This window comes from Pantoea sp. PNA 14-12, assembly GCF_004364735.1.
Classification (GTDB): domain Bacteria; phylum Pseudomonadota; class Gammaproteobacteria; order Enterobacterales; family Enterobacteriaceae; genus Pantoea; species Pantoea stewartii.
Map to the genome: position 1 here is coordinate 645466 of NZ_SOAJ01000002.1, position 26895 is coordinate 672360.

Annotated in this window: 26 protein-coding genes; 6 read left to right on the forward strand and 20 right to left on the reverse strand. The window is 54.3% G+C overall.

All coding sequences use genetic code 11. From position 1 onward, the window contains the following. Nucleotides 1-2: 2 nt before the first annotated feature. The 3 genes from C7434_RS10565 to purL all read right to left on the reverse strand — a co-directional run bounded on the left by C7434_RS10565 (nt 3) and on the right by purL (nt 5888). Complete coding sequence (locus C7434_RS10565; protein ID WP_006120650.1) at nt 3-1430, reverse strand: HAMP domain-containing sensor histidine kinase; 1428 nt, start codon at nt 1428-1430, stop codon at nt 3-5. A gap of 223 nt (nt 1431-1653) precedes the next feature. Continuing rightward, entirely contained in the window at nt 1654-1944 is a 291-nt protein-coding gene (locus C7434_RS10570; RefSeq protein ID WP_133745437.1) for a hypothetical protein, read from the reverse strand. A gap of 53 nt (nt 1945-1997) precedes the next feature. Then, entirely contained in the window at nt 1998-5888 is a 3891-nt protein-coding gene (gene purL, locus C7434_RS10575; RefSeq protein ID WP_033740919.1) for a phosphoribosylformylglycinamidine synthase, read from the reverse strand. Between the two features lie 270 nt (nt 5889-6158). Between purL and mltF the strand changes: the two genes are divergently transcribed. After that, nucleotides 6159-7616 carry a membrane-bound lytic murein transglycosylase MltF gene (gene mltF, locus C7434_RS10580; RefSeq protein ID WP_033740922.1) on the forward strand — a complete coding sequence of 486 codons (1458 nt, stop codon included), beginning with the start codon at nt 6159-6161 and terminating at the stop codon, nt 7614-7616. Here the strand turns inward: mltF and tadA are convergent. Both tadA and yfhb read right to left on the reverse strand, forming a co-directional pair. Next, nucleotides 7613-8107 (reverse strand): tRNA adenosine(34) deaminase TadA, encoded by a 495-nt coding sequence (gene tadA, locus C7434_RS10585; RefSeq protein WP_006120653.1) that lies wholly within the window; start codon nt 8105-8107, stop codon nt 7613-7615. The two genes, mltF and tadA, sit on opposite strands and share 4 nt — an antisense overlap. Before the next feature lie 72 nt (nt 8108-8179). Further along, on the reverse strand, nt 8180-8818 hold the full coding sequence (gene yfhb / locus C7434_RS10590) for a phosphatidylglycerophosphatase C (protein WP_033740923.1): 639 nt from the start codon (nt 8816-8818) through the stop codon (nt 8180-8182). Nucleotides 8819-8973: 155 nt separating this feature from the next. Between yfhb and C7434_RS10595 the strand changes: the two genes are divergently transcribed. Continuing rightward, nucleotides 8974-9813 carry a MurR/RpiR family transcriptional regulator gene (locus C7434_RS10595; protein WP_006120655.1) on the forward strand — a complete coding sequence of 280 codons (840 nt, stop codon included), beginning with the start codon at nt 8974-8976 and terminating at the stop codon, nt 9811-9813. Between the two features lie 113 nt (nt 9814-9926). Here the strand turns inward: C7434_RS10595 and C7434_RS10600 are convergent, their stop codons facing one another. Continuing rightward, nucleotides 9927-10304 (reverse strand): hypothetical protein, encoded by a 378-nt coding sequence (locus C7434_RS10600; RefSeq protein WP_033740924.1) that lies wholly within the window; start codon nt 10302-10304, stop codon nt 9927-9929. A 513-nt stretch (nt 10305-10817) separates the two neighbouring features. Here C7434_RS10600 and C7434_RS10605 point away from each other — a divergent pair. Further along, a complete protein-coding gene (locus tag C7434_RS10605; RefSeq protein ID WP_033741000.1) occupies nt 10818-11066 on the forward strand; it encodes a YfhL family 4Fe-4S dicluster ferredoxin in 249 nt (82 codons plus the stop codon). On the opposite strand, the gene acpS is transcribed toward C7434_RS10605, so the two are convergent. From acpS to rpoE, 11 genes are all read right to left on the reverse strand, one after another. Beyond that, nucleotides 11063-11443 carry a holo-ACP synthase gene (gene acpS, locus C7434_RS10610; RefSeq protein WP_006120525.1) on the reverse strand — a complete coding sequence of 127 codons (381 nt, stop codon included), beginning with the start codon at nt 11441-11443 and terminating at the stop codon, nt 11063-11065. The two genes, C7434_RS10605 and acpS, sit on opposite strands and share 4 nt — an antisense overlap. Then, nucleotides 11443-12174, reverse strand: coding sequence for a pyridoxine 5'-phosphate synthase (gene pdxJ / locus C7434_RS10615; RefSeq protein ID WP_033740925.1), 732 nt, complete (start codon nt 12172-12174; stop codon nt 11443-11445). The genes acpS and pdxJ overlap by 1 nt, the downstream gene beginning before the upstream one ends. A gap of 72 nt (nt 12175-12246) precedes the next feature. Further along, nucleotides 12247-12978 (reverse strand): DNA repair protein RecO, encoded by a 732-nt coding sequence (gene recO / locus C7434_RS10620; RefSeq protein WP_039340024.1) that lies wholly within the window; start codon nt 12976-12978, stop codon nt 12247-12249. A gap of 4 nt (nt 12979-12982) precedes the next feature. Continuing rightward, entirely contained in the window at nt 12983-13888 is a 906-nt protein-coding gene (gene era, locus C7434_RS10625) for a GTPase Era (protein WP_033740928.1), read from the reverse strand. 48 nt (nt 13889-13936) lie between these two features. Beyond that, nucleotides 13937-14617: a ribonuclease III gene (rnc, locus tag C7434_RS10630; RefSeq protein WP_006120517.1), complete on the reverse strand. Its 681-nt coding sequence runs from the start codon at nt 14615-14617 to the stop codon at nt 13937-13939. Nucleotides 14618-14747: 130 nt separating this feature from the next. Continuing rightward, nucleotides 14748-15722: a signal peptidase I gene (gene lepB / locus C7434_RS10635; protein ID WP_006120515.1), complete on the reverse strand. Its 975-nt coding sequence runs from the start codon at nt 15720-15722 to the stop codon at nt 14748-14750. A 9-nt stretch (nt 15723-15731) separates the two neighbouring features. Then, a complete protein-coding gene (gene lepA / locus C7434_RS10640; protein WP_039340027.1) occupies nt 15732-17531 on the reverse strand; it encodes a translation elongation factor 4 in 1800 nt (599 codons plus the stop codon). Between the two features lie 219 nt (nt 17532-17750). Then, a complete protein-coding gene (gene rseC / locus C7434_RS10645; RefSeq protein ID WP_039340029.1) occupies nt 17751-18215 on the reverse strand; it encodes a SoxR-reducing system protein RseC in 465 nt (154 codons plus the stop codon). Further along, on the reverse strand, nt 18212-19168 hold the full coding sequence (gene rseB / locus C7434_RS10650) for a sigma-E factor regulatory protein RseB (RefSeq protein WP_006120511.1): 957 nt from the start codon (nt 19166-19168) through the stop codon (nt 18212-18214). Before rseB ends, rseC begins: the two co-directional genes overlap by 4 nt. Then, nucleotides 19168-19821, reverse strand: coding sequence for an anti-sigma-E factor RseA (gene rseA / locus C7434_RS10655; protein ID WP_033740931.1), 654 nt, complete (start codon nt 19819-19821; stop codon nt 19168-19170). The genes rseB and rseA overlap by 1 nt, the downstream gene beginning before the upstream one ends. A gap of 26 nt (nt 19822-19847) precedes the next feature. Continuing rightward, nucleotides 19848-20426 (reverse strand): RNA polymerase sigma factor RpoE, encoded by a 579-nt coding sequence (rpoE, locus tag C7434_RS10660; RefSeq protein WP_006120509.1) that lies wholly within the window; start codon nt 20424-20426, stop codon nt 19848-19850. A gap of 360 nt (nt 20427-20786) precedes the next feature. Between rpoE and nadB the strand changes: the two genes are divergently transcribed. Next, nucleotides 20787-22448, forward strand: coding sequence for an L-aspartate oxidase (gene nadB, locus C7434_RS10665; protein WP_033740932.1), 1662 nt, complete (start codon nt 20787-20789; stop codon nt 22446-22448). Here nadB and C7434_RS10670 read toward each other — a convergent pair. Further along, nucleotides 22433-23182: a tRNA1(Val) (adenine(37)-N6)-methyltransferase gene (locus C7434_RS10670; RefSeq protein WP_033740934.1), complete on the reverse strand. Its 750-nt coding sequence runs from the start codon at nt 23180-23182 to the stop codon at nt 22433-22435. The genes nadB and C7434_RS10670 overlap by 16 nt on opposite strands. A gap of 167 nt (nt 23183-23349) precedes the next feature. On the opposite strand from C7434_RS10670, the gene srmB reads away from it, so the two are divergent. Further along, the gene (gene srmB / locus C7434_RS10675) at nt 23350-24678 is read left to right on the forward strand and encodes an ATP-dependent RNA helicase SrmB (RefSeq protein WP_033740936.1); all 1329 of its coding nucleotides are present in this window, start codon (nt 23350-23352) and stop codon (nt 24676-24678) included. Between the two features lie 208 nt (nt 24679-24886). Here the strand turns inward: srmB and grcA are convergent, their stop codons facing one another. Beyond that, nucleotides 24887-25270: an autonomous glycyl radical cofactor GrcA gene (gene grcA / locus C7434_RS10680; protein WP_033740937.1), complete on the reverse strand. Its 384-nt coding sequence runs from the start codon at nt 25268-25270 to the stop codon at nt 24887-24889. Nucleotides 25271-25527: 257 nt separating this feature from the next. On the opposite strand from grcA, the gene ung reads away from it, so the two are divergent. Beyond that, on the forward strand, nt 25528-26217 hold the full coding sequence (gene ung, locus C7434_RS10685) for a uracil-DNA glycosylase (protein ID WP_110268112.1): 690 nt from the start codon (nt 25528-25530) through the stop codon (nt 26215-26217). Between the two features lie 47 nt (nt 26218-26264). Here the strand turns inward: ung and grpE are convergent, their stop codons facing one another. Then, nucleotides 26265-26846, reverse strand: coding sequence for a nucleotide exchange factor GrpE (gene grpE, locus C7434_RS10690; RefSeq protein WP_006120499.1), 582 nt, complete (start codon nt 26844-26846; stop codon nt 26265-26267). Nucleotides 26847-26895: the final 49 nt, after the last annotated feature.

Here is a 26895-nt window from a genome sequence, read left to right on the forward strand (position 1 = left end):
CTTCAGACTTTCCCGGCGGTGGTATTCAGTTCAATGCGAAAACAAACATCCGCGTCATCGCGGCTGACCAGTTGCAGGTTGCCGTGCATACGGCGCAGACAATCCTTTGCGATACTTAACCCCAGCCCACTGCCTTTAACCGGCCCTTTGCGCTGATGGCTGCCCTGAAAAAAGGGCTCAAAGATCATTGCCTGCTCATGCTCGGGAATGGGCGTACCGCTGTTAGCGACCTCAATGATGACTGTATCGCCCTGCTGCTGGCTACGAAGCCAGATGTTACCGGATTCATTGCCATAGTTCACGGCGTTAGAGTAGAGGTTATCAATTACGCTCATTAATAGCATAGGCTCAGCCAGGCAATCTGTGGCCTTCAGATCGATCTCAACATGCATCTGTTTGTTACGCGCCGAAAGGGCGTGGGCATTCACAACGTCATGCACGATATCGTCCAGTTTGATCGCCTCAAGCGTGATTGGCCCATCAGCGAGCCTGCGGTTGTAGTCGAGCAATTGTTCAATCAGGTGCTGCAAATGACGGCTGCTGGTATCGAGTATGGAGACGATTTCTTTCTGCTCCGGATTTAGCACGCCCGCGACTTCATCCGCCAGAAGCGCCGTGCCTTCACGCAAACTGGCCAGCGGGGTTTTCAGTTCGTGTGAAAGGTGGCGTAAAAATTCGTGTCGCTGAGATTCAAGCCAGTGCAGCCGCTCGCTCAGCCAGACAATACGTTGTCCCAGCGAACGCAATTCCCGTGGCCCCCGAAACACCATGCTGCTGCCCAGTTCCCGCCCTTCGCCAAGGCGGTTAATCATCCGTTCGACACTTTTGACCGGACCGATGATCATGCGGGTAAACAGCAGCGTGAGTGTCAGGCTGATAATGAACAGAATCAGCGCCTGCCAGCCAAAGAACTGACCGCGATCGGCGATTTCGCGCTGAAGCTGTAAGCCGCGGGCGAATACCACCTCCCGCGTGTCGTGCACCAGTTGTGCGTTGGTTGCGGAAAAACGGTCAAGCGCCTGCGCAGCACTGCCCATCGGATTACCGTTCTGGCACTGCAGGGTTTCCAACAGCGGCAGCGTGTCCCGTAGCGTCTTAAAAGCCGGTAAATCGGGCAGATTATCAGCATGGGAGCTGAGCATCTGGCTGTAACGAATCCGCTGCGTCTGATACAGCTTCGCCAGCGAGGCATCACCCAGTACGCAATACTGACGATAGCTGCGCTCCAGCTCAATGGCGGTTCGTGCCATGGCTTCGCTGCGCCGGACATCGGTAAAGGTGTTGCGGTTAGTGTCCGCCGCCTGATTGCTGAGTGCGGAGAGGCTTTCCCATGCCTGCCAGGCCAGTACCAGTAAGGGCAGGAGCACCAGCAAAAAGGCCATCAGCACCAGCTGACGCAGAGATTGGGGGAAAAAACGCCATTTTTTCACGCGACGGCTTCCATAAAGATACGCTTACCGGATGCTAGCGGAGTCGGCCCGGAGAAGGAAGAGGCAGAAAAGAAAACGGCAGACCATCTGGCCTGCCGCAGACGCGCCGCCTTAGCCACGCGTGAGAATGGGTGGAGCCTAACTCAACGTTACGTCCGATGCTTGATAACGATGCAATGCATACGATTATCGGTGTGGTGGACGGCAGGCTCCGTTTGGTGCGTCATTCGGGCTTTATGAGCTCTGACCGCAGCGCGGTGGCATTCATAAACAAGTGAATGAGCAGCGCGATAATTATAGCAAAGATCATGCCAACAATAAAAGCCCCTTTCTGTTCAGGCTCTTGCAGGTAAGCGAGCAGTGAAAGCGGCCCGTTCAGACCATCCGGTCTGGCAAATGTGTCGCCAAATGCCAACACATTTTCATCGTACCTCTGCCGTATAATAAAATCATAGAGATAGATGTCACCAATCAGCGACATCAAAAGGTGACGGCTGTCTCCTTTTGCCAACATCTCGTGCCCATAAAAAAAGGGAGGCACCTGGCCTCCCCATTTTTTTACGGCAATTAACCCAGTTGTTTGCGCGCGTTACGGAAAATGCGCATCCATGGGCTGTCTTCCCCCCACTCCGCCGGATGCCAGGAGTTGCTGACCGTACGGAAAACACGCTCAGGATGCGGCATCATAATGGTGACGCGCCCGCTTTCGTTGGTCACGGCAGTGATGCCATTTGGCGAACCGTTCGGGTTGGCCGGATAGGTTTCCGTCACCTTACCGCTATTGTCCACAAAGCGCAGCGCCACCAGCCCTTTGGATTCCAGCGCCGCCAGGTGAGTACCATCGCGCACTTCTACAAAACCTTCTCCGTGTGATACCGCAACAGGCATCCGCGAACCCGCCATGCCATCCAGCAGTAATGACGGGCTGGCGGCCACTTCAACCAGGCTGAAGCGCGCTTCAAAGCGCTCAGACTGATTACGCACGAAGCGCGGCCACAGTTCGCTGCCAGGAATCAGCTCGCGCAGGTTGGACATCATCTGGCAACCGTTGCAAACACCCAGCGCCAGCGTTTGCGGACGATGGAAGAAGGCTTCGAACTGATCGCGCACACGCGGGTTGAACAGGATAGATTTCGCCCAGCCCTCACCGGCTCCCAGTACGTCACCGTAAGAGAAGCCACCACAGGCCACTAACGCCTGGAAACGTTCCAGATCGATGCGTCCTGCCAGCAGATCGCTCATATGAACGTCCACGGCGGTAAAGCCTGCGCGGTCAAAGGCTGCGGCCATTTCCACATGAGAGTTAACACCCTGCTCACGCAGCACGGCCACGCGCGGACGGGCACCTGTCGCAATCATCGGCGCGGCAACGTCCTCTTCCGGCCTGAAGGTCAGGCTGACGTTAAGACCCGGATCGTTGTCGTCCTGTTTTGCCTGATGTTCCTGATCAGCACAGGCAGGGTTATCACGCAGACGCTGCATCTGCCAGGTGGTTTCCGCCCACCAGGTACGCAGCGTGGTGCGACTTTCGCTGTACACAGCACTGTCGCCTGAACGAATCACGAAGCGATCGCCCGGCTGTGCGCTGCCCAGCACATGACTGCACTGCGCCAGTCCATGTTGAGCCAGAATCTGCTCGACACCTTCACGATCGGCGGCCTTGATCTGAATGACTGCGCCCAGTTCCTCAGTAAACAGCGCCGCCAGCGCATCACTGCCCAGCGCCGCGATATCAACATCTACACCGCAGTGACCGGTAAAGGCCATTTCTGCCAGCGTGACCAGCAGGCCCCCATCGGAACGGTCATGGTAGGCCAATAGTTTCTGTTGGCTGACCAGCGCCTGCATCGCATTAAAGAAGCCTGCCAGTTGCTGTGCATCACGTACATCGGCAGGCTTGTCGCCCAGTTGACGATACACCTGCGCCAGCGCGGTTGCGCCCAGGGTATTGGCACCGTTACCCAGATCGATCAGCAGAAGCAGGTTGTCCTGATCCGCCATCAGTTGAGGCGTCACGTTGCGACGAACATCTTCGACACGAGCAAAGGCGGTAATCACCAGCGACAGCGGCGACGTCATTTCGCATTGTTCAGTGCCTTCCTGCCAGCGGGTTTTCATCGACATGGAGTCTTTACCCACCGGGATAGTAATGCCCAGTGCCGGACACAGCTCCTCACCGACAGCTTTCACGGCGTCATACAGGCCCGCATCTTCGCCCGGATGACCCGCGGCTGACATCCAGTTTGCCGAGAGTTTCACTCGCTTCAATGACCCCACGGGCGTGGCGGCCAGGTTTGTCAGCGCTTCACCAACCGCCAGCCGTGCTGAGGCGGCAAAGTCGAGCAGCGCCACCGGCGCGCGTTCGCCCAGAGCGAACGCTTCACCATGATAGCTGTCGAGGCTGGCGGTCGTGACCGCACAGTTGGCTACCGGGATCTGCCAGGGTCCTACCATCTGATCCCGTGCCACCATGCCGGTCACACTGCGATCGCCGATGGTGATCAGAAAGGTTTTTTCCGCCACGGTCGGTAAGTGCAGAACGCGATTCACCGCCTCCGTTAAGACGATGCCATCACGGTGTAACGGTGTGCCCTGCGCCTGCTGTTTGACGACATCGCGCGTCATTTTCGGGGTTTTCCCCAACAGCACATCCAGCGGCATATCAATTGGGCTGTTATCAAAGTGGCTGTCGTTGAGCGTCAGATGCTGCTCTTCTGTGGCTTCACCGATAACCGCAAAAGGCGCGCGCTCACGCTCGCAAATCGCCGCAAATTCAGCCAGCTTTTCGGGTGCCACCGCCATGACGTAACGCTCTTGCGATTCATTACACCAGACTTCCAGCGGGCTCATCCCTGGCTCATCGCTGAGGATATCACGCAGGTTGAAACGTCCACCGCGCCCGCCATCGCTGACCAGCTCAGGCATGGCGTTCGACAGCCCGCCCGCACCGACATCGTGGATAAACAGAATCGGGTTGTCGTCGCCTAACTGCCAGCAGCGGTCAATCACTTCCTGGCAACGCCGTTCCATTTCCGGGTTATCACGCTGTACGGAGGCAAAGTCGAGATCAGCGTCAGACTGGCCCGATGCCATAGATGAGGCCGCCCCGCCGCCCAGACCGATATTCATTGCCGGGCCGCCCAGTACGATCAGCTTTGCCCCGACAGTAATCTCGCCTTTCTGGACGTGATCGGCACGGATGTTCCCGATGCCACCCGCCAGCATAATCGGCTTGTGGTAACCGCGCAGTTCGGTGCCGTTGTGGCTGTTGACCTGTTCTTCATAGGTACGGAAATAGCCATTCAATGCAGGACGGCCAAACTCGTTGTTAAACGCCGCGCCGCCCAGAGGGCCTTCAGTCATAATGTCCAGTGCGCTGACGATGCGCGCGGGCTTGCCAAAATCCTCTTCCCACGGCTGCTCAAAGCCCGGAATACGCAGGTTCGACACCGAGAAGCCGACCAGACCGGCTTTCGGCTTCGCGCCCCGTCCGGTCGCCCCTTCGTCACGAATTTCGCCGCCGGAGCCGGTTGCCGCGCCAGGCCACGGCGAAATCGCCGTAGGATGGTTATGCGTTTCGACCTTCATCAGAATATGCGCCGCCTCCTGGTGGTAGCCATATTCCCCGTTTTCGGCATCCGCAAAGAAGCGTCCTACTTCAGAGCCTTCCATCACCGCCGCATTGTCTTTATAAGCCGACAGGACATAATCCGGCGTTTGCTCAAAGGTGTTCTTAATCATTTTAAACAGCGATTTTGGCTGTTTTTCGCCGTCAATAATCCAGTCGGCGTTAAAAATCTTGTGACGACAGTGCTCGGAGTTCGCCTGAGCAAACATATAGAGTTCGATGTCGTTAGGGTTACGGCCCAGCTTCGTAAAGGCTGCCAGAAGGTAGTCAATTTCGTCGTCTGCCAGCGCCAGGCCCAGCGATGTATTGGCATGAACCAATGCCTGACGGCCTTCACCCAACACATCAACGCTTTTGACCGGCTGAGGTTCGTGGTGGGCAAACAGTTGTTCGGCCTGATGGAGGTCGCTGTACACCGTTTCCATCATGCGGTCATGCAGCAGCGCTGACAGCGTTTGCCACTGGGTTTCCGTCAACTGGGGTGCCTGAACATAAAACGCCAGACCGCGCTCCAGTCGACGGACCTGTGACAGATCGCAGTTATGCGCAATATCTGTCGCTTTTGAAGACCATGGCGAAATGGTGCCTGGACGTGGCGTGACCAGCAGCAAACGCCCTTGTGGCGCATGTTCAGCGAGAGAAGGACCGTACTTGAGCAGGCGCTGCAGACGGGATTTTTCATCCTCACTCAACGGCGCGCTGACATCGGCAAAATGGACGTACTCAGCGTAAATATCACTCACCGGCAGATGAGCGTCCTGAAAGCGGGCCAGCAGTTTGTTTACACGAAATGCCGACAGGGCGGGCGAACCACGCAGAATTTCCATCATAAGATCTCTCGTCTTTGAAACGCCGGGTGCGACGCTTCATTGGGCGCAACAGGGGGAAAACGGGGCGTATTATAGAGAAAGCCACTCCGCGACGAAACCGTTTGCGCAAAATTTATGGCCAACAAGATTTGGCTGATAATTGCGCAAAAATTGCTTTATAAGTTGCTCTGCCTCAGTTTGTTGCGCAAAATGCCCCTCGCTCTGGGAGTTAAAACAAAATCAATACTGCCTTAAAAGACAGAGGCCTTGGAGCCATCGAGAGATAACTATTTGAAACGCCTGAAATTAAATTATCTGTTTATCGGTCTGCTCACCGTGCTGTTAGCACTGGCACTGTGGCCGTCCATTCCCTGGCATGGGAGCGGGCAGGATACGATTTCACAGATTAAATCACGGGGAGTGCTACGGGTCAGTACCGTAAACTCACCGTTGACTTACTACACCGTGAATAAAGCACCGGCCGGGATGGATTACGAGCTGGCGAAGCGTTTCGCCCGTTATCTGGGCGTCAGGCTGGAAATCACGGTGCGCGCGAATATCAGCGACCTGTTTGATGCGCTTGACGACGGCAAAGCCGATTTGCTGGCCGCAGGCCTTATCTATAATAATGAGCGACTGAACCGCTATCAGACGGGCCCCAGCTATTACAGCGTTTCCCAGCAGTTGGTTTATCGTGTGGATAAAACTCGCCCGAAAAACCTGGGCGATTTAAAGGGACGGCTCGTCGTTGCCTCCGGATCGGCTTATCTGTCTACACTCAAGAGCGCCAGAGCGGATCACTATCCCGACCTTGACTGGGCTATCTCGACTGATCAAAGCCCGAAAGCGCTACTTGAGGCCGTCGCCGAGGGCAAGCTGGATTATACGATTGGCGATTCCGTCACCATCGCACTGCTTCAGCGCATCCATCCACAACTGGCGGTCGCCTTTGACGTCACGGATGAAGAGCCGGTGACGTGGTATATGCCCCGCGAAAGCGACGACAGCCTGAACGCAGCCATGCTGGATTTCTTTAATGGCATGGGCGAAGAAGGCGCAATGGCGCGGCTGGAAGAGAAATACCTCGGGCACGTTGGCACCTTTGATTATGTGGATACGCGCACCTTCCTGCGTGCGATTGATACGGTTCTGCCTGATATCAAACCGTTATTTGAGAAATACGCCAGTAATATCGACTGGCGTTTGCTGGCCGCTATCTCCTATCAGGAATCACACTGGAATCCGCAGGCGACATCACCGACCGGCGTGCGCGGCATGATGATGCTGACGCGCAATACTGCCGACAGCGTGGAAGTGGGCGATCGAACCGATCCTGAGCAAAGTATTCGCGGCGGCAGCCAGTATCTGCAAAATATGATGGATAAAGTCCCGCAGTCCATTCCGGAAGACGAACGTATCTGGTTTGCGCTGGCCGCCTACAACATGGGTTATGCTCATATGCTGGATGCCCGTAAGCTCACGGCAAAACAGGGTGGCAACCCGGACAGTTGGGCTGATGTGAAACTGCGCCTGCCGATGCTGAGCCAGAAGCGTTATTACGCGCAAACGACCTACGGCTACGCGCGGGGCCAGGAAGCGTATAACTACGTGGAAAATATTCGTAAATATGAGATTAGCCTGGTGGGCTATTTGCAGGAGCAGGAAAAGCGCCTTGCCCAGCAGGCCGCGCTGGAAGCGGAGATGGGCAAAGGCTATCCTGCCGTTTCGCCACAAGTGGCAATGAATTAGCTTTCGCGCTGCGCCTGTCGCAGCGCTTTTTGTTGCTGACGACGCATGCGGAAAAAGTCGCTCAGCAGCGCCGCGCACGCGTCTTCCAGCACGCCGTGATCTAACCTTACCTGATGGTTCATCCCCGGATGGCCCAGCACGTCAATCAGCGAACCGGCTGCGCCGGTTTTCACATCGTGCGCGCCATAAACCAGACGACCTATCCGGCTATGCACCATCGCGCCGGCGCACATGACGCACGGCTCCAGCGTCACATAAAGCGTGGTATCCAGCAGACGGTAATTTTCCAGTACTTTCCCGCCCTGACGAAGCGCCATAATCTCTGCGTGCGCGGTGGGATCATGCTGACCGATAGGCCGGTTCCAGCCTTCGCCAATGACGCGGTCGCCGTGAACCAGGACGGCGCCTACCGGCACCTCGCCCTCATCCCATGCGCGTTGCGCCAGCGTCAGCGCCCGGCGCATCCAGTATTCATCTTGTTCTTGTGTCACACGAACCACTCCCGGCAGCAAAAAGCGGCGCATTATACCGGGCATGCCGGCAAAACCGAAGCACAGTACAGGTTATTCTAACTGCTGCAATTCACCCGCCGGCGTGACGCGCCAGCGATGCTGACAAAAGAACAATAACGGGTTGTCCTGCTTGCTGTCGCTGTAACCACTATAGAGTTGCAGTGGTGTGCCGATGTGCTCTTCTAACTGCACCACTTTTTCGTGGCCCAGACAGCGCAATTTCAGCACGCGCCCCCCCAGGCCGCGCTGCATCTGGCTGGCAATCAACTTTACTCTGGGCAGAAACGCCGAATCGTAATAGACCTGCTCCACCAGCGACTGCGGCGAGCCCGTAATCAGCCACACATCCGCATCATCGCTGCTGAGGTACTCGCTGAGACGCTTCTGCACCACCGGAAACGCTTTCACGCGCTGGCGAAACCACTGAGCAAACTCGGCCTCCAGTCGTAACAGGGTGGTTTCAGATCGGCCAAAGGTGATTGACCAGAGTAACAGGCTCATCGGCCAGCGGGCCGCACGCCCTTTGAACAGCAGCCCTGCGCCGACGACGGGCAGCAAAAGCACGACCAGTAGCAGATTCAGGGGTTTACGGCGCAGCAAATAGCGCATGAAAGTGCCAAACATATCCTGTTGGTGCAATGTGCCATCAAGGTCGAAAAACACCACGCGACGTTGTCTCTCGTTGGTCAAACAACTCTCCTTTTTAACGAATATGCATCAACAGCCTCTATTGTAGTCATCTTCGCGCAGCGAGGCGATGACTGTCATTTTTTATTCCAGTGGCTACAATGCTTTTAGAATCATTTATTCCTTGCGGACGCACCGCTACATCATGAGGACTGAGCATGAGTTCATTGCTGCGCATTCGCCAGCTTTATCCTTCACTGGCGCTGAACGAACGCCGGCTGGCGGATTTTTTACTGTCACAACCGGATCGGGCACGGCATTTAAGTTCACAAAAGCTGGCAGAAGAAGCTGGCGTCAGTCAGTCCAGCGTCGTTAAGTTTGCGCAAAAACTGGGATATAAAGGTTTTCCGGCACTCAAGCTGGCACTGAGCGAATCGCTGGCCGATAAAGATGCCATCACCGTGCATAATCAGATCCTCAGTGACGATCCCCTTAAGGCTGTGGGTGAAAAATTACTGACAGAAAAGCTGTCGGCCATTCGCGCGACCCTGGATATCAACAGCGAAGAGAAGCTGAATGCCGTCTTGCAGCTGCTTAAGCGCGCACGCCGTATTTTACTGGTCGGAATCGGCGCATCCGGCCTGGTGGCAAAGGATTTTTCCTGGAAGCTGATGAAGATTGGCATCAATGCCGTCGCGGAGCAGGACATGCACGCGCTGCTGGCCAGCGTACAGGCCATGTCATCCGGCGATGTGCTGCTGGCGATCTCTTACACGGGTGAACGTCGTGAGATTAACCTGGCCGCGCAGGAAGCAGTGCGGGTGGGCGCGGACGTGCTGGCCTTTACCGGCTTCACGCCTAACACTTTGCAGCAGTGCGCCACGCATTGCCTGTACACCGTTGCAGAAGAACAGAGTACGCGCAGCGCCGCGATCTCCTCGACTACCGCCCAGCTGGCGTTAACGGACCTGCTCTTTATGGCGCTGGTACAGAACGATCCTGAGCGCGCGTCCAGCCATATTCGCCACAGCGAGGCGCTGGTGAAGAAGCTGATTTAGGAAGAAGGGAAAACGCATCTGATATTGCGATTGTTGTAAAGTACAATGAAGGAAGCCAGCGATATCGCTGGCTTCTAAAACTGAATTGAGTATTAGCTGTGTATTAAGGCCGACTAACTACTGCTTATATCTTGCGTAGAAATAGGCAAATATTGCCCCATACCTGTGCTGGCTGAGTCGACTGCAGCCTGATTTTTTGCAACGAGATAAAAGGTATCAACAGATTTTTTTGTTGCATGCTCAGCGGAGTAGAGAGCGAATTTAACCACTTTCTTGCCACCGTCATACTTACATTCCATGTCCCAGCTCAATGCCGTTCCGGGCGCGGCTTTACATTTACCCTTACCATAGCTGTATTGCAGGAAGTTATTCGTTTTATTTTCTGCTGCTGTAACGAAATCAGGCCGAGATCCACCCGCGGATAAGCTTCCATAAGCGGTTGTTGCAGCCAGAACAGCCACGCCGGCTATCAAAAAAATTCTTTTTTTCACCTGACACAATCCATCGATATTATTGATGAATGCATATTATCGGAAAACTCTTAATCACGCACCTGATCTCTGTCATTTTTATGACAAAATATTTCTATCACCCCTTTTTTCTGCATAATCCTTACAATTCTCGCTGTGGTGGTTTTTTCTACACGCGGCGCTGTCCCCGCACGTGTATCGCTGAATTTGCTAAAAGTTATACTTTTATGCTTACTCTCCATGAAGACTATATAGAGTTAAATTATCGAATAATCAGTAAGTAACGAACATTGATGGTGCGTATCACTTTTTTTAGTTATTCGCATCATGTTTGACGTTGAAAGAATATGCTACTGTCAGCCGACTCCGCATGACCTTTAACATTCCAACTTTATGTTAATGACCAGCCAGGCTTGCAATTTGAAAGTTACAAAAGTCGTCTAAGGGTTCGACATATCTCATCAGGAATATTTACTACCGCAACAGATTATGTCGCCAAAACGACAAAAAGTATTTATCGATTGGGAAACCGCGATGTCTTTACTGATTACAGAACGATGCATTAACTGCGATATGTGTGAACCCGAATGCCCGAACCAGGCTATTTCGATGGGTGAGATGATTTATGAGATAGAGGTGAGCCGCTGTACCGAATGTGTGGGACATTATGATGTGCCGACCTGCCAGCGGGTTTGCCCTATTGATAACACCATTGTGACGGATCCCCAGCACATCGAATCACGCGATGCGCTGTGGGATAAGTTTGTTGCCCTGCACGGTTAGCTTTCGATAATGACCGTAGCACAGGCATAGTGGCGCTCGTCGGCCAGGGTGACATGGACATGCTGTACACCCAGTCGCTGCGCCACCTCAGCAGCATGATCGAAAAAACGCAGGAGTGGTTTACCCAGCGCATCGTTGTAAACTTCAAACTGATTGAATGCCAGTCCACCGCGAATGCCGGTGCCAAAGGCTTTGGCTGCCGCTTCTTTAACGGCGAAACGTTTAGCCAGAAAACGCACCGGCTGACGATGCTGCTGATACTGCTGCCATTCGGCCTCACTCAGCACGCGACGCGCCAGTCGATCGCCAGAGCGAGAAATCACATCGGCAATCCGCTCTATTTCGACGATATCGCTGCCCAGTCCCAGAATAGCCATTAGCGACGCGCTTCTCGCAGCAGCTGTTTCATGGCTTTGACGGCGTCAGGCAGGCCGCTCATCACCGCCCGACCAATGATCGCATGACCGATGTTCAGCTCATGCATTTCCGGCAGCGCGGCAATCGGCAGGACATTGTGGTAAGTCAGACCGTGACCGGCGTTAACTTTTAATCCGCGGCTGGCCGCAAAGGTGGCCGCCTGACGGATCCGGGCCAGCTCAGCGTCGCGTGCCGGGCCTTCAGGGGCTTCAGCATAGGCACCGGTATGAATTTCAATATAAGGCGCGCCGCTGGTGACAGCCGCTTCGATTTGCCGGTGATCGGGATCGATAAACAGGGATACCAAAATGCCCGCCTCACTGAGTTTTTTTACCGCGGCGTTAAGTTTTTCCTGTTGTCCGGCGACATCCAGTCCGCCTTCGGTGGTCACTTCCTCACGCTTTTCCGGCACCAGGCAGCAGAAGTGCGGTTTGATGTCACATGCGATATTCAGCATCTCATCGGTGACCGCCATTTCGAGATTCATCCGCGTTTCGATGGTATCACGCAGAATACGCACGTCGCGGTCGGTAATGTGGCGGCGATCTTCCCGCAGGTGCACCGTGATCCCATCCGCGCCCGCCTGTTCGGCGATAAAAGCCGCCTGGACCGGATCAGGGTAATGGGTGCCACGCGCGTTGCGGACGGTAGCAATGTGGTCGATGTTAACGCCTAACAGTAACTCAGCCATGACAATCCTCGGTTCATTATGGTCATTGTATGGAGTGTAACGCGCCGTGATGCGATTCCGCTACGACCCGCATCAGGGCTCGCCGGCAATATCGGGCTTTTTTTTCGGTGTAAACTGACGGAAAAGCTCCTGACTTTTTAACGGTTTGCCCCCCAGATAGGGTTTTAGCGCCATGCGGGTAAAGCGCTTCGCCGCGCGCAGGGCATCCGCATCGGGAAATTCACGCGTGGAGAGCGCCTGCAGGTGTTTACCTGTAAAGCTGCGCTGATTGAGCACCAGACTGGCGATGAAGCCCTTCTCTTCCCGGTAGCTGTAGGTCATGTCTTCACTGACCGGTTCACCACTGCCTGCGCAGTGCAGGAAATCCACGCCATAGCCAAGGTGCCCCAACAGCGCCAGCTCGAAACGACGCAGTGCAGGTTCGGGTGAACCCTCGGCGGCGGCCAGCGTCTGGATACATTGCAGATAGTCAAAAAACAGGTCGGAAAAGGGGATGTGCTGTTCCAGTACCCGAGACAACAGCTCGTTGACGTACAGGCCGCAGTAAAGCGTGATACCACTGAGGGGGAGAGCAAGCGAAACCGCTTCGGCATTGCGCAGCGTTTTCACCTCACCACGACCGCTCCAGCGCACCAGCAGCGGGGTAAAAGGCTGAAGTGTGCCTTTTAACTGAGAACGCCGTGATCGTGCTCCTTTTGCCAGGACACGAACACGGCCTTCACTTTCACTAAACAGGTCAAGCAGCAGACTGGTTTCGCTGAAAGGACGACTATGCAGCACAAAGGCGCGTTGCCAGCCTTCCATTTATTCAGAGATCGTCTGTGTAACCCAGACTACGCAGCGCACGTTCGTCATCTGCCCAGCCGGATTTAACTTTAACCCACAGTTCGAGATGCACTTTGGCATCGAACATCTCTTCCATGTCCTTACGCGCTTCAATACCAATGGTTTTGATTTTGGCGCCTTTATTGCCAATCACCATTTTTTTCTGCCCTTCGCGCTCGACCAGAATCAAACCGTTGATGTCATAACCGCCACGCGCGTTAGACACAAACTGTTCGATTTCGACTGTGACCGAGTAAGGCAGTTCCGCACCAAGGAAACGCATCAGCTTTTCACGGATAATTTCGGATGCCATAAAGCGCTGTGAGCGATCGGTAATGTAATCTTCCGGGAAGTGATGGTCAGATTCCGGCAGATGCTTGCGGGCGATGGCGGCGATGGTGTCGACATTTTTACCGCTTTCGGCCGAAACCGGCACGATATCAATAAAGTTCATCTGCTCGCTGAGGAACTGCAGGTGCGGTAACAGGACGCTTTTATCCTGGATGTTGTCGATTTTATTGATCGCCAGCAGAACCGGCACTTTGCCATCGCGCAACTTGTTTAACACCATCTCGTCGTCGGGCGTCCAGCGCGTGCCTTCAACCACAAAGATGATCAGTTCAACGTCACCGATAGAACTGCTGGCCGCACGGTTCATCAGGCGGTTGATCGCCCGCTTCTCTTCCATATGCAGGCCGGGCGTATCCACGTAAATCGCCTGATAAGCGCCTTCCGTATGGATGCCCATAATGCGGTGACGGGTGGTTTGCGGCTTACGCGACGTAATTGAAACCTTCTGCCCCAGTAACTGGTTCAGTAAGGTGGATTTACCGACGTTAGGCCGGCCAACTATCGCGACAAAGCCGCTGTATGTAACATTTTCGCTCATTCGAGTCCTGAGGTTTTCAGCGCCGGTTGCGGCGCCGGGATAATACTGTTATTCCAGACCAAGTTTAATCAGCGCCTGTTCAGCCGCTGCTTGTTCAGCTTTACGGCGGCTGGAGCCCACGCCCACCACCGGTTCTGCCATACCACTCACCTGACAGTGAATGGTAAATTCCTGATCGTGGGCTTCGCCGCGAACCTGCACCACTAAGTAACTTGGCAGCGGCAGATGACGGCCCTGCAGGTATTCCTGCAGGCGCGTTTTCGGATCTTTTTGTTTATCACCCGGACTGATTTCGTCCAGGCGCGTCTGATACCAGTCAAGGATCAGCTTTTCGACCGTCTGAATATTACTGTCGAGGAAGACACCACCAATCAGCGCTTCCACGGTGTCCGCCAGAATAGATTCACGACGGAAGCCGCCGCTTTTTAATTCGCCGGGCCCCAGACGCAGGCATTCACCCAAATCGAATTCACGCGCCATCTCTGCCAGCGTATTACCGCGCACCAGCGTCGCGCGCATGCGGCTCATGTCGCCCTCATCCACACGCGGAAAACGGTGGTAGAGCGCATTTGCAATCACGTAGCTCAGAATCGAATCGCCTAAAAACTCCAGGCGTTCGTTATGCTTGCTACTGGCGCTGCGATGCGTCAACGCCTGCTGTAAAAGTTCAGAATGTGTAAAAGTGTAGCCCAGTTTGCGCTGAAGCTTGTTAATCAGGATGGGGTTCATGCGATTCCAGTTCTGTTTTGCGTCTGTCACTCTGCATACCAAACAGGGCTGAGAATCCAACACATTCTGTTTGGTGTGCAGTGGCCCCCATGACGGAGGCCACCCTATTTTGCCTGACTCTCAGGCTGGCTTAATGGATACCGCCGATACGACTCAGTCGTACGCCGGTTGGCCACTGGCCTTCTTGTTTTTCAAAGCTCATCCAGATGGCGACCGCTTTACCGACCAGATTGCGCTCGGGAACAAAGCCCCAGTAGCGACTGTCGGCGCTGTTGTCACGGTTATCACCCATCATGAAATACTGCCCCTGCGGCACAACCCAGCTCGCCTGCGGCTGGCCGGGCTGCTGATAGTACATGCTCGCCTGGCTTTGTGCTTCCGTCACCAACAGAATGTCATGCGTCACATTGCCCAGCGTTTCTTTGCGCGTGGCCAGACGTAATCCACCGCGCATGGTTTCATTCAGCGGCACCTGGTAGAACCCGTTACCGGCTTCGTTACCATCAAACCCGCTAAACGTCTGAACAAACTTGCTTGGCTCAATGTTACTGTAGGTCACTGGCAACGCTTTGCTGCAAGGCTTGCCATTATCGCAGGCCGGATTAATGGTCAGCGTTTTACTGTAGGGATCATAGGTTACACGATCGCCCGGCAGGCCAATCACGCGCTTGATGTAGTCCAGGCTGGGATCTTTTGGGTATTTAAAGACCGCAATATCGCCACGCTTAGGATGACCGGTAGGAATCAGCGTGGTTTGCGTAATCGGGTCTTTAATGCCGTAAGCAAACTTCTCGACCAGAATAAAGTCACCAATCAGCAGCGTGGGCATCATCGATCCTGACGGGATCTGGAAAGGCTCATACACAAATGAGCGCACAAAGAATACCACGGCCAGCACCGGAAATACGGAGGCAGCGGTTTCAATCCAGCCCGGCTTAGGTGCCATTTTTGCCAGCGTTTTTTTATCGAGCGTGCCGCCTGACTGCGCCTGTGCCGCCGCCTGCAGCGCCCGGCGCTGTGGTGCCCACTTGATACGATCGATCACCCAGAGAATACCAGTAATCAATGTCGCTATCGCCAGGACTAGCGCGAACATATTAGCCATTTAAGATCCTTATTTGCTGTCTTTTCCGACATGCAGAATGGCGAGGAATGCTTCCTGCGGCAGTTCAACGTTACCGACCTGCTTCATTCGCTTCTTACCCTCTTTCTGCTTCTGCAACAGCTTTTTCTTACGACTGACGTCACCGCCGTAACACTTGGCAAGGACGTTCTTACGCAGCTGTTTGACGGTTGAGCGAGCGATAATGTGGTTGCCGATTGCCGCCTGAATCGCAATATCAAATTGTTGACGTGGGATGAGGTCTTTCATTTTCTCAACCAGCTCACGTCCACGATAAGGTGCGTTATCACGGTGGGTAATCAGCGCCAGCGCATCAACACGTTCTGAGTTAATCAGCACGTCGACGCGCACCATGTCAGAGGCCTGAAAACGTTTAAAATTGTAGTCCAGTGAAGCATAGCCGCGCGATGTTGATTTCAAACGGTCAAAGAAGTCGAGCACCACTTCAGCCATTGGAATCTCATAGGTCAGCGCAACCTGATTGCCGTGGTAAACCATATTTGTCTGAACGCCACGTTTCTCGATGCACAGCGTAATGACGTTGCCCAGGTATTCCTGCGGCAGCAGCATGTGACACTCCGCAATCGGTTCACGCAACTCTTCAATGTTATTGAGCGGTGGCAGCTTCGAGGGGCTGTCCACATAAATGACTTCGCCGCCCGTGGTTTCCACTTCGTACACCACCGTCGGTGCGGTCGTGATCAGATCGAGATCGTACTCACGTTCCAGACGTTCCTGAATGATCTCCATGTGCAGCAGACCCAGGAAGCCGCAACGGAAGCCAAAGCCCAGCGCGGTTGAACTCTCTGGCTCGTAGAACAGAGAAGCATCGTTCAGGCTCAGCTTGCCCAGCGCATCACGAAACGCTTCGTAGTCATCAGAACTAATCGGGAACAGACCGGCGTAAACCTGTGGCTTCACTTTTTTAAAGCCAGGCAGCGCTTTGTCCGCCGGGTTACGTGCTGTTGTCAGGGTATCGCCCACCGGCGCGCCCAGAATGTCTTTAATGGCGCAGACCAGCCAGCCGACTTCGCCACAGTTCAGTTCAGTGCGGTCAACCTGTTTCGGCGTGAAAATGCCCAGTCGATCGGCGTTATAAACCTGGCCGGTACTCAGTACCTTGATTTTATCGCCTTTACGCATGGTGCCGTTTTTCACACGAACCAGCGAGACAACACCCAGGTAGTTATCGAACCAGGAGTCGATAATCAGTGCCTGCAGCGGCCCTTCCGGATCGCCTTCTGGCGGCGGAATATCGCGCACCAGGCGCTCCAGCACTTCAGGTACGCCGACACCGGTTTTCGCCGAGCAACGCACGGCATCGGTGGCATCAATACCGACAATATCTTCGATTTCCTGTGCAGCACGTTCAGGATCGGCGGCAGGCAAATCGATTTTATTCAGCACCGGCACGACTTCCAGATCCATCTCAATCGCGGTGTAGCAGTTAGCCAGGGTTTGCGCTTCAACGCCCTGCCCGGCATCCACCACCAGCAGCGCACCCTCACAGGCGGCCAGTGAGCGGGAAACTTCGTATGAGAAGTCAACGTGTCCCGGCGTGTCGATAAAATTGAGCTGGTAAGTTTCACCGTCTTGGGCTTTGTAATCGAGCGTCACGCTCTGTGCTTTGATGGTAATACCACGTTCACGCTCAAGGTCCATTGAGTCCAGAACCTGCGCGGCCATCTCGCGGTCAGTTAATCCGCCACAGATCTGAATCAAGCGGTCAGAGAGCGTGGATTTACCGTGGTCAATGTGGGCGATGATGGAGAAATTTCTTATGTGCTTCATTTATAGAGATATCTTCACGTAGAGAATCAGTTAGAAACCTGAGCACAGACACATTCAGGAAGATCGCTCTTAACCCACAATCCTGTCAGCCTCATTAATGACGACGCATATTACACTGTTAAGGCCGCGCATAAAAGAATGGAACGTCGTGGAAACGAAACAGTTTTTTGCGCGTCAGGCTTAAGACAAAAGCCGCAACAAGTGCGGCTTAAGCAGGGGTCAGGCTTCGCTTTCAACACGAAGCGCATCTGGGGGCAAGGCGATATTGAGGATAACCGGCTGGAAGGCCTCACGATCGCCAAATTTCATGGAAATGCCTTTGGCGACGATAAAGCCGCCAACTCCGCCTAACAGCGCGCCGCAGGCGGCGGCCAGGTCGCTGCCGAACAGGGCCTGGAACAGACCCGCGAACAGAAACAGGCCAAACAGCGGCGTCATGTATACCAGCAGTGCCGAACCGAGCAGGCTGCTCTCTTTGATGCCCAGTTCGACACGTTGGCCCGGAGCCAGGGGCTTGCTGCTGGCGATTTGCATCACATGCGCATTCTTTGGCCCCAGCTTATTCAGCATATGGCTGCCACAGCCTTTGCGTGCCTGGCAACTGTTGCAGGAGGTTTTGGCTTCGGTATGCAGTGTGGCGATACCATCCTGCCATGCCACCACGGTGGCCCATTCTCTCATCATTTTTTTGCCCCAGGATTAACACTGTCCGCGATACGTTTGGCCGTCGCAGGCGGTAACTCGCCAACGACCGTAATTTCGTAATTATCGCGTATTACGGTTTCCACCGTACGACGTCCCGTGCGCAATGTCTGTGCGACGCTGTTTTTATCTGCCGGCGTAACGTTTACAGCAAAGCTAAACAGACCATCGCTGTACAGCCGGGATTCAAGGGATTTATTTAACGCGGGAAGCATACGCCGGCTTTGGGAAACGAGCGTCATCCCTGCGGGAAGCCAGGCGGGCTCCCAGTCCAGCGTCGCGTTGTCTGATTTGGTTAATGAGAGCGACGGCGGCAGATTGGCTTTTTCAAGGCCCTGCATCAGGTTGCGTACGCCATCATCCACCGCGAAGCTGATCACGCGAAACTGTTCCATCGTTTCACCGTCACGATCCAGCAGATCCACGCGCAGCGGTAGCTTGGTATCCACATCCAGCCATACAACATAGCTGTAGCGCGTGCCATCGCGCGACACTACGCGCACCACATCACACATCTGATCGGCAATGCGGGAACGGCCGACGGTAATAAAGTCATAAGCCGCATCAAGTTTGGCAAAGTCGGCGTAGATAATCGATGGCAACGCATCGACGATGTGATTGCCGGGAAGCGAGAAAGGCTCAATACCCGGTTCGAAATAGCTGATGTCGTTGCCGCGCTGAATGACTTCGCGACGCGGACCGTCCATCTGCAGAATCTGTGCATAGACGCGATCGTCGATTACTGCGTGACGATAACGGAGCGATTCCATACCAAGACGGGAAACGTTGATGTAGGCGAATTCGTAGTTGAGCGTCTGACTTGCCTGCTCCATCTGCTGTAATAACGCCCCAGACGCAGAAACCTGCGCTGGGGCGGCAGTGGACCACAACAGGCTGCCCGTCAGAAGACTAACGGCATACCATAGCGGCTTCATTACTGCTGCTGCATTCCTAATGACTGATTACCCGGTACATTGGCCTGCGCTTGTTTTGGCGCATTGGTTTCGAACTGCAGCTGATCGGCGTGCAGACGACGCTGAAGTTCGTAGTCCTGCAGCATGGCGTTCACGCGGCGACGCTGGTCCTGCACCTGTTGTGAGGCATTGCCTGAACCAAACATATCCGAGGGGACACCCAGACTGACAGGTGACGCTTTGCCCATCACTGGCAAGGTGTTGAATACCGGTGAGTCAGAGCTTTCCACGCTGCCGTTGGTGGGTTGGTTATAGTGCTGAACACCCACAATTACCGCCAGGGAAACACAGGCGGCGACGCCGACCTGCGTAATCTGGGCCGCCCAGGGGCGAACTTTGTGCCAGAACGGCATTTTTTCCCAGCGAGAAGGCTCGGGCTGTGCTTCAGGAATCAGGGACGTCACATTACGCTGTGGCTCGTTTTCGATGGCAGCGGCAACGCGAGCAGAAATATCAAAATGCAGGTGTTCACCAACATCGCCGCGCATGGTGTCGCGAATCAGATGGTAGCGTTCCCAGCTTTTTTGTAGATCTGCATCCTTAGACAGGGCTGAAATCAGCGCGTTATCTAAAGCCTCACCATCCATTAAAGCGGAAAGTTTTTCTTTCTGCATGCCTAATACCCTTCCAGTAGCCGTTATCACTGACGTTGGATAAGCGGTTGAACTTTATTATCAATGGCCTCACGTGCACGGAAAATACGTGACCTTACCGTGCCCACCGGGCAATCCATAATGACGGCGATCTCTTCATAGCTCAGACCGTCAAGTTCCCTGAGGGTAATTGCCATTCGCAAGTCCTCAGGAAGCGCCTCGATGGTACGAAAGACGATTTGTTTCAGTTCGTCAGACAACATTAAGTTCTCAGGGTTCGAAATTTCTTTTAACGCACCCGCACTTTCGAAATTTTCCGCATCAATTGCATCAACATCGCTGGAAGGCGGACGGCGTCCCTGAGCAACCAGATAGTTTTTGGCTGTATTCACGGCAATCCGATACAGCCAGGTGTAAAACGCGCTATCGCCACGGAAAGAATCCAGTGCCCGATACGCCTTAATAAATGATTCCTGAACGACGTCAGGCACATCGCCTGAAGGCACATACCGTGAGACCAGGCTCGCGACTTTATGCTGGTAACGGATCACCAGTAAGTTGAAAGCTTTTTGATCCCCCTTCTGAACCCGTTCAACCAGAACCTGGTCCGCTAACTGCTCGCTCATCCGAGGTAAAGTCTCCCCAAATACTTTCTTATGCGTTAAGGAACTGCCAGCACACAGCTATTGAGCAAGCATGCGCTTTGAGTCATTACGTGGCGAAAAGTTCATTTTCGGCCGCTTTGCTGCAGGATTACACAGTTTGTTGATTTTCGTTCAATGTAACACGCGCAAATCGCAGGCAGAGTAACCTATGACAGCCGCTTTTTCATCTTTAAATCCTTGTATTCGATTAAGTTTGGTATGAAAAACGGATTTTAAACGGTTAAACAACTAACCATTTGATATATCTCATAAATTAGATTTAGTCCGCTATTACGCCTGCTTGCGTGTTCAAAATACTTCACAAAAAACCATCAAAGGCTTATGCTCGGGTCATTCTTGTTTAGTAAATTAAACGCTATGACAACATTCTCCCCCTCAGATTATCAGTGTGATGTGCTTATTGTGGGCAGCGGTGCGGCGGGACTGTCACTGGCGTTGCGGCTGGCCTCGCATTACCGGGTCACTGTGCTCAGTAAAGCGCAGGTTAATGAAGGCTCAACGCTGTATGCGCAGGGCGGCATTGCGGCAGTGTTTGATGAAACTGACAGCGTGGATTCTCACGTTGAAGACACGCTGATTGCCGGGGCGGGCTTGTGCGATCGTGAGGCTGTTTCATTTGTCGCCAGCAATGCGCGGCACTGCGTGCAGTGGCTGATCGATCATGGCGTGGCGTTTGATACCGATCCTCAGGCCGGCGGTGAAATGCGTTACCACCTGACGCGAGAAGGCGGCCACAGCCATCGCCGTATTCTGCACAGCGCCGACGCCACCGGCCGGGAAGTGGAAACCACGCTGGTCGGCCAGGCGTTGCGTCATCCGAATATCCGCATCCTGGAACGCACTAACGCGGTGGATCTGATCCTGTCAGACAAACTGGGCTTACCGGGCCCCCGCCGGGTAATGGGGGCCTGGATCTGGAACCGCAATCGCGAACGGGTCGAAACCTGCCAGGCGCGCGCCGTCGTGCTGGCCACGGGCGGCGCGGCCAAAGTTTATCAGTACACCACGAATCCTGATGTCGCCTCTGGTGACGGCATTGCGATGGCGTGGCGAGCAGGATGCCGGGTCGCTAACCTGGAATTTAACCAGTTTCACCCTACCTGCCTGTTTCATCCGCAGGCGCAAAACTTTCTGTTGACGGAAGCCCTACGCGGCGAAGGCGCCTGGCTGGTGCGGCCCGATGGTTCGCGGTTTATGCCTGACTTCGACGAACGCGCGGAGCTGGCCCCGCGCGATATCGTCGCCCGCGCCATCGATCATGAAATGAAACGGCTGGGCGTAGACTGCATGTATCTGGATATCAGCCACCAGCCGCCGGCCTTCATCCGTTCCCACTTCCCGATGATTTACGAAAAACTGCTGACCTTTGGCTTTGATCTGACAAAGGACAGAATCCCTGTGGTGCCCGCCGCGCATTACACCTGTGGTGGCGTGGTCGTCGATCGGCATGGCCGCACCGACATCGATTGTTTATATGCAATCGGTGAAGTCAGTTATACCGGGCTGCACGGTGCCAACCGCCTCGCCTCAAATTCTGTCCTGGAGTGTCTGGTATATGGCTGGTCTGCCGCGGAGGATCTGATGCGGATCTTACCTGAAACGGAGACCGTAGATCGTTTACCGGCATGGGATGAAAGCCAGGTGGATGATGCCGATGAGCGCGTGGTCATTCAGCATAACTGGCATGAGCTACGGCTGTTTATGTGGGATTATGTCGGCATTGTCCGTACCACTAAGCGGCTGGAACGCGCGTTGCGCCGCATCAGCCTGCTTCAACAGGAAATCGACGAGTACTATCGCCACTTCCGGCTGTCAAACAACCTGCTGGAACTGCGCAACCTGGTACAGGTGGCAGAGCTGATGGTGCGTTGTGCGCTGCAACGCAAAGAGAGCCGCGGACTGCATTTTATTCGCGACTATCCCGATACGCTGGCGGAAGCGCAACCGACCGTCCTGCAGCCCGGCGATCACATAAACAAATAGAAGTCACGCGTCAGGCTTTGCCAGGCGTCAGAATACTGCCGGTCGGCATCGCGGATAGCCAGGCGTTCAAACAGGGTTTCACCCGGACTGGGTGAAAACCCCAGCAATACACGATGCGGCGGACGGTGAGCATATTCCGCCACATCGAAGCGAAAGCGCAGATGCCAGCCCTCCGATTGTGCCTGCGCAATCACCTCCTGCCCTGTCGTCTCAGGCAATATCACACAAAAGAAGCCCTCTTCTTCTATGAGCAACGCTGCGCAACGTAATAAGGTCTGATGGTTTAAGGTACCGGTCGCGCGTGCGCTGTCTCGTGCCGACGTTGAGCAGGCCACGCCAGGTGCAAAGTAAGGCGGATTACTGACGATCAGTGAATAGCGCGTATTGCTGTTTTCCGCCCACTGCGCGATATCCTGTTGATGAACATGAATACGCGCAGCCCAGGGTGACTCACAGGCATTCTCGCTGGCCTGTTGCGCAGCGTCGGCATCGAGCTCCACCGCATCGATCACCACATCAGAATGCGTTCGCTGGGCCAGCATCAGCGCAATCAGACCCGAACCGGTACCGATATCAAGGATGCGCTTTACCCCGGCGACCGGTGCCCACGCGCCCAGAAGAATGCCATCAGTACCGACCTTCATTGCACAGCGGTCGTGTGCGACAAAAAACTGCTTGAAGGTAAACCCGTTCTTTTTTAACTGCGGCCGCGCCTGCGGCTTGTCCTGCATCATACTCAGCGACCATTCACCTGTTTTTCTGCCGTATAGCTGGCGCCAAGTGTAACGTGCCAGGTTGGGGAATTCACGCCGTTGACGTAATCTGACGCAGTCAATACCGATAAACAGATGAAGATTATGTCCGATCTGTCTATAATCAGCGCCCCAAACTGAGGTAGAACATGACCGTAACCACATTTTCCGAACTTGAACTCGACGAAAGCCTGCTTGAAGCGCTGCAGGAGAAAGGCTATACGCGCCCGACAGCAATTCAGGCTGCTGCCATTCCCCCCGCGCTGGAGGGCCGCGACGTTCTGGGTTCGGCACCTACCGGGACCGGGAAAACCGCCGCGTATTTATTACCGGCGTTGCAGCACCTGCTCGATTTTCCACGCAAGAAGTCTGGCCCGCCACGTATTTTAATTTTAACGCCCACCCGTGAACTGGCGATGCAGGTTGCCGACCAGGCGCGGGAACTGGCGAAACATACGCATCTGGATATCGCCACTATCACCGGCGGCGTGGCCTTTATGAACCACGCCGAAGTGTTCAGCGAAAATCAGGACGTTGTGGTTGCCACCACCGGCCGTCTGCTGCAGTACATCAAAGAAGAAAACTTTGACTGCCGCGCAGTGGAAACGCTGATCCTGGATGAAGCAGACCGCATGCTGGACATGGGCTTTGCCCAGGATATCGAAACCATCGCGGGTGAAACGCGCTGGCGTAAACAGACGATGCTGTTCTCCGCTACGCTGGAAGGCGAGCATATTAAAGATTTTGCCGAGCGCCTGCTGAACGAACCGGTTGAACTGGAAGCCGATCCCAGCCGTCGCGAGCGTAAGAAAATTCAGCAGTGGTATCACCGCGCCGACGATCTTGAGCACAAAACCAAACTGCTGGTTCACCTGTTAAAGCAGCCGGAAGTGACCCGATCCATTGTGTTTGTGCGTAAACGTGAACGCCTGCATGAACTGGTCAGCTGGCTGCATGATGCCGGAATCCGCACCAGCTACCTGGAAGGGGAAATGGTCCAGGCTAAACGCAATGAGGCGATTAAACGTCTGGTGGAAGGTCGGGTAAACGTGCTGGTCGCCACCGATATCGCCGCACGCGGGATTGACGTGGAGGATGTGAGCCACGTGATTAACTTCGATATGCCACGCACGGCGGATACCTATCTGCACCGCATCGGCCGTACGGGCCGTGCCGGTCGTAAAGGCATCGCCATTTCGCTGGTCGAAGCCCATGACCATCTGCTGCTGGGTAAAGTCAGCCGCTACGTTGACGAGCCGATTAAAGCACGGGTGATTGACGAGCTGCGTCCGGTCACGCGTGCGCCTTCGCCAAAAACCACCGGAAAACCGTCGAAAAAGGCGCTTGCGAAGCGTGCAGAGCGAAAAGCCAAAGAAGAAGAGAAACCACGGGTGAAAAAACGCCATCGCGATCTTAAAAATGTCGGTAAACGCCGCAAGCCAAGTGGCAGCTCATCCGGCAGTGAGAATGCGGAATAAAACAGCACGCTTCTAAAAAAATCGCCTCCTGAGAGGCGATTTTTCATTGTTCAGGTGGGTAAAGCCCGGTTTCGTCTCCATTCAGCATCAAACATCATAAAGCCGCCCGGCTGGATATTTCACCCGACGACAGTCATGTTCTATCTGTCTGTTAACGTGTAGAAATTTGTCCTTTTGGCGCTGCGTTTTATTTCAGCACACAGGCAGTTTATAAACTTTCCGTAAAGGTACGGGCAATGACGTCACGCTGCTGTTCAGGCGTCAGCGAATTAAAGCGCACGGCATACCCGGAAACACGAATGGTCAGCTGCGGATACTTCTCAGGATGTTTCACGGCGTCTTCCAGCGTTTCACGGCGCAGGACGTTAACGTTTAAGTGCTGCCCGCCTTCCACGCGCACCTGGGGTTTAATCTCGACCGGTACTTCACGGTAAGCCATGTCCCCTAACTCACCAATCGCGACAATCTGATCGTCCTGATAGCCTGCTACGGCACACAGACAATGTGCCTGAGCGGTTTCTTCATCTAACAGCCAGAACGAATTCACTAAGGCCGGATTGTGTGACTGGGTAATTTGAATACCTGTGATCATCTCAGTTTCTCCTGCAAGGCATTGGCTGGACCAATACCGTCAATAAATCAATGATGAGCAACTGGTATATCACTCGCTCATGACGTTAGTTTTGACCTGAATCAAGTACAATCGGGCACTTTTTGGCCACATTGCTAAGCGATTGATTTTTAAAACGTAGCGGGACTACATTTTATTGAATTTTTAAACTAATTTTAGGCTTCATGTCTGGATACTGAACAGCTAAGCTTAGCGTTCAGAACACAAGGGAGTTGATTATGGCTGCAAAGCTGACCTGGCACGATGTGCTGGCTGAAGAGAAAGAGAAGCCCTATTTCATTGAAACCCTGAAACAGGTCGCTAACCAGCGGGCTGCAGGCGTGACCGTTTATCCGCCGCAGAAAGACGTCTTTAATGCCTTTCGCTTAACGGAGTTAGGCGATGTGAAAGTGGTGATTTTGGGTCAGGATCCTTACCACGGGCCGAATCAGGCACATGGTCTGGCTTTTTCTGTATTGCCGGGCGTGCCCATTCCGCCTTCCCTTCAGAACATGTATAAAGAGCTGCAGCAGGATATTCCGGGCTTTGAGAAACCCAGTCATGGCTATCTGGCCAGTTGGGCAGAGCAAGGCGTGCTGTTGCTGAATACCGTGTTAACGGTGGAAGCGGGCAAAGCGCATTCTCATGCCCGGCTGGGCTGGGAAACCTTTACCGACAGGGTGATTGACGCGATTAACGCGCAGCGTGAAGGGGTAATCTTTTTACTGTGGGGTTCGCATGCGCAGAAGAAAGGCAGCATCATTGATCGCCAGCGCCATCATGTGTTGCAGGCACCGCATCCTTCTCCCCTTTCGGCACACCGCGGCTTTTTTGGCTGCCAGCATTTCTCAAAAACTAACGCCCTGTTAAAAGAAAGCGGCAGAGATCCTATTGACTGGACACCGGTTTTACCTGAACCGGCAGCCTGAACACAACGGCCGCGTCAGTGCGCGGCCGTTGTGAGATGAGGCTACAATCAGGCTTTCGCCTTGGCCACTGCAACCATGGCCGGACGCAGTAGACGCCCATTCAGGGTATAACCGCGTTGCATCACCATCATCACGTGGTTAGGCTCGACCTCGTCAGATTCCATCATCGACATCGCCTGATGGACTTCAGGGTTGAACGGCACGCCGGTTTCACCGACCACTTCAACACCGAATTTACGCACTGCGCCCAGCAGCGATTTCAGCGTCAGCTCAATGCCTTCCACCATCGAAGCGGATTTCTCATCTTCTTTGTTCGCCAGCTCCAGCGCACGCTCCAGGCTGTCAATCACCGGAAGCAGCTCGTTGGCAAACTTCTCCAGCGCAAATTTGTGCGCTTTTTCAATGTCCATCTCGGTACGACGACGCACATTTTCAATCTCTGCCTGTGCACGCAGCTGCGCGTCACGCACGCCGTTCTGCAACTGCGCTAACTCAGCTTCGAGCTGAGCGATGCGCTCATCACGCGGATCCACCTCACCTGCTGTCTCCGCGTCCTGAGGTTGCTGTTGTTCCTGTTGAATTTCGTCTGAGACTTGCTCGTTTGGGGTGTTCTGTTCTTTACTACTCATGAATTTCTCCGCGTTTTGCACATTCACTTCGCTGGTTGGCTTATTATGG